This is a genomic window from Streptomyces sp. SM10 (genome assembly GCF_002910915.1).
Lineage (GTDB): Bacteria > Actinomycetota > Actinomycetes > Streptomycetales > Streptomycetaceae > Streptomyces.
The window spans coordinates 1-3,994 of sequence record NZ_NEUF01000025.1; the positions used below are offsets into that span (position 1 = coordinate 1).

Annotated in this window: 2 protein-coding genes; both read right to left on the reverse strand. The window is 69.6% G+C overall.

Annotated elements, in window-relative coordinates; genetic code table 11:
• On the reverse strand, window positions 1-1,352 hold a 1,352-nt coding region (locus tag B9S57_RS01750; protein ID WP_181011194.1), incomplete at its 3' end, for a beta-ketoacyl synthase N-terminal-like domain-containing protein.
• A 48-nt stretch (window positions 1,353-1,400) separates the two neighbouring features.
• The coding region (locus B9S57_RS01755) for an SDR family NAD(P)-dependent oxidoreductase (RefSeq protein ID WP_146057698.1) at window positions 1,401-3,994 on the reverse strand (2,594 nt) is incomplete at its 5' end.

Here is a 3,994-nt window from a genome sequence, read left to right on the forward strand (position 1 = left end):
CCGCTGATCCCGAACGACGACACACCCGCCCGGCGCGCCTCGCCCGTCTCCGGCCACGCCACCGACTCCGTCAGCAACTCCACCGAACCCGCCGACCAGTCCACCTGCGACGACGGCTCATCCACATGCAACGTCCGCGGCAACACGCCGTGCCGCATCGCCATCACCATCTTGATCACACCGGCCACACCCGCAGCGGACTGCGTGTGGCCGATGTTCGACTTGATCGACCCCAGCAGCAGCGGCCTGTCCGCTGCCCTGTCCTGCCCGTACGTAGCGAGCAGCGCCTGCGCCTCGATCGGGTCACCCAGCCGGGTGCCCGTGCCGTGGCCCTCCACGACGTCGATCTGAGTGGGTGACAGTCTGGCGCTGGCCAGCGCCTGGCTGATCACGCGCTGCTGCGCGGGGCCGTTCGGCGCGGTCAGACCGTTGGACGCTCCGTCCTGGTTCACTGCCGATCCCCGCACGACCGCCAGTACCTGGTGGCCGTTGCGCCGCGCGTCGGACAACCGCTCGAGCAGGAGCATGCCCACGCCCTCGCCCCAGCCCGTACCGTCCGCAGCCTCGGCGAACGCCTTGCATCGGCCGTCGGCCGCCAGGCCTCGCTGCCGGGAGAACTCGACGAAGACGCCGGGGTTGGACATGACGGTGACACCACCGGCCAGCGCCTGCGTGCACTCACCGGAACGCAACGCCTGGATCGCCCAGTGCATGGCGACGAGCGACGACGAGCACGCCGTGTCCACCGTCACCGCCGGGCCCTCAAGACCCAGCGTGTAGGAGACCCGGCCGGACAGCACAGAGGTGACATCCCCGGTCAGAGCGTGCCCGTCAGAGCCGGGCGACGCTGCCATACCGATGCCGTAACCCTGGGTGGAGGCACCGATGAAAACGCCCGTGCGGCTGCCTCGTACGGAGAGCGGGTCGATCCCCGCACGCTCGAAGGCCTCCCACGACGTCTCCAGCAGCAGGCGCTGCTGCGGGTCCATCGCCAGCGCCTCACGCGGCGAGATACCGAAGAGGCCGGGGTCGAAGTCGGCGGCGGCGTAAAGGAAGCCGCCCTCGTTCGCGTACGAGGTGCCCGGGTGCGCGAGGTCGAGGTCCGGGTCGTACAGCTTCTCGAGGTCCCAGCCTCGGTCCGCGGGGAACCCCGCGATGGCGTCGCCCCCGGAGGCCACCAGGTCCCACAGCTGCTCCGGGGAGCACACGTCGCCCGGATAGCGGCAGCTCATCGCCACGATCGCGATGGGATCCGCTTCGCCGGACTCGACATGGCGAAGTCGCTGGCGAGTCTGCTGGAGCTCGCCGACCACCTTGGTCAGGTACTCGCGCAGCTTCTCTTCGTCCGCCATCAGTACATCGCTCCCGTGAGTCGTACAGGAAAATTCATGCTTGCCACGTCAAGAGATCCCGAGGTCGTTGTCGATCAGGTCGAACAACTCCTCGTTCGTCGCGGACTCGTAGCGCTCCGCGCCGCTGTCCCGGTCGGTCGTCCCGTTCGCCTCGTTGAGCTTGGACAAAAGGGATTCCAGGCGCATGACCACTCGCATCCGGCCGAGGTCGTCATGCGCGCGGACGGCCAGGACCTGTTCCAGGCGGTCGAGTTCCTCGCCGGCAGGCAGCTCGCCTTCGGCGTCCTGCAGGACTTCTGCCTGCAGATGGCCGGCGAGTGCAGTCGGTGTCGGGTGGTCGAAGACGCACGTCGCCGGAAGGCGAAGGCCGGTCGCGGCATTGAGCCGGTTGCGCAGTTCGACCGCAGTGAGCGAATCGAAGCCGAGTTCCCTGAAGGCCCGCCCTGCTTCGACGCTCTTGGGTGACGCGTGTCCGAGGACGGTCGCCGCGTGTCCGCGTACCAGATCCAGCAGAAGCTGAGCCCGGTCGGCCTCGGACATCACCATCAGCTCCGCCCGCAGGGCCGGGGCGGCGTCCGTCCCACCGGCCGGCTCCGCCGCCGTGTCCCCGATGGCCGCTGCCACCTGCGGGATGTCTGCGATCAGGGGACGGGCTCGCGCCATGGTGAAGATCGGCGCGAAGCGTTCCCAGTCGACGTCGGCTATCACCACGGTGGTGTCGTCGTGTTCGAGGGCCTGCCGGAGCGCGGCGATGCCCGACGCGGGCTGGATGAGGCGTACGCCCTGCCTGTCGAGGAGGATCTTGGCGTCCTCACTCACCATTCCGCCACCGGCCCACGGCCCCCAGGCCACGGACAGAGCGGGCACGCCCTCGGCACGCCGTTGTTCGGCGAGCGCGTCGGCATAGGCATTGGCCGCCGCGTAGGCCCCGTGGTCTCCGACACCCCAGACGGCCGAAACCGATGAGAAGTAGATGACCGCGTCGAGGTCGTCGTGATCGATCAGTTCGTCGAGGTACCGGGCTCCGGCGACCTTGGCTACAGCGATGTCCGCGAACGTGTCGTCGTCCGTCACCGTCAGCGGGGCGAGCCTGCCGACTCCTGCCGCGTGCACGACCGTACGCACCGTGTCCCCGGCGGCCGAGAGCCGCTCCAGCAGACCGGCCACGGCAGTCCGGTCGGTCACATCACATGCGGCGACGGTGACCCTGCTGCCCAGCTTCTCCAGCTCGGCCACCAGCTCGGTGACTCCTGACGCCTCGTCACCTCTACGGCTCGTGAGGACGACGTGCTCGGCTCCGTCCGCAGCCAACCAGCGCGCGACGTGCCCGCCAAGCGCCCCGGTTCCGCCGGTGATGAGTGCTGTGCCGGACGGCTTCCAGGACCGCGCGGGCGCCGATCCGTCCGGCGTCGCGGGCAGCACCCGTCGGACGAACACCCCCGTGCCGCGCACCGCGAGCTGATCCTCGCCGTCCGTGCCCGCGAGGGCGGCCACCAACCGCTTCAGTGCGCGGGCGTCCACCTCCCCCGGGAGGTCGACGAGGCCGCCCCACACCTTCGGGTGTTCCAACGAGGCGACTCGTCCCAGGCCCCAGGTCTGTGCCTGCACAGGCCGGGCGAGGACGTCGGAGCGCCGGACGGACACGGCCGTCCGGGTGGCGCACCACAGGGGCGATTCCAGCTCCAGCCGGGTCATCGCCCGCAGTAGGGCCAGGACGGCGAACGAACCGGACGGCAGCACGCTGTGTACGGGATGGGGACGCTCGTCGAAGGAGAGCAGCGACAGAACTCCGGACAGGCTTCCGTGTTCGTCGACGGTCTCACGCAGCCGGTCGCCGATCGTGGTGACGTCGTCCGGTCCGCCGTCCACGGGCAGCAGCACGACGGTCGCCCCGTGGTCTCGGAGGGATCTCGCACAGTCCTCGACGAGAGGCTGGTCGGTGTCTCCCGGGGGAACCGCGAGAACCCAGACGCCGGTGAGCGCGGGCTCAGGCGTGTCGTCGACAGGGGTCCAGCTCACCCGGTAGCGCCAGGACCCGACTGCCAGGCTTTCGCTGCGGTTGCGGTGCCACTGTGACAGCGCGGGCAACATGCTCGCGAGGGACGGCGCACCGGTTTCTCCCACGTCGAGTGTCCTGGCCAAGGTATCGACGTCACCGCGTGCGACTACGTCCCAGAATTCGGCGTCGATCGCACTCCGTGCGCCGCCAGATCCACCGACCTGGACGAGCGGCGCGCTCGGCCAGTAACGCTCGTGCTGGAAGGCGTAGGTGGGCAGGTCGACCCGGCGGGCGCCGGTGCCGGCGAAGTACGCCGCCCAGTCGACCACCGACCCGCGTACGTAAAGCTCCGCGAGCGCGGTGACCAGCGTCTTCGGCTCGTCCCTGTCCTTGCGCAGCGCGGGAGCGAACACCGAGTCCTCGACACAGTCCTGGCCCATCGCGGACAGGACCCCGTCGGGGCCCAGCTCCAGGAACACGGACACGCCCTGGTCCTGGAGGGTGCGCATCCCGTCGACGAAACGAACCGCCTCACGCACATGGCGCACCCAGTACTCGGGGGTGCAGATCTCGTCACCCGACACCATCTGACCGGTCACGTTCGAGACGATCGCGATCTCGGGCTGGTGGAAGGTCAGCGTCT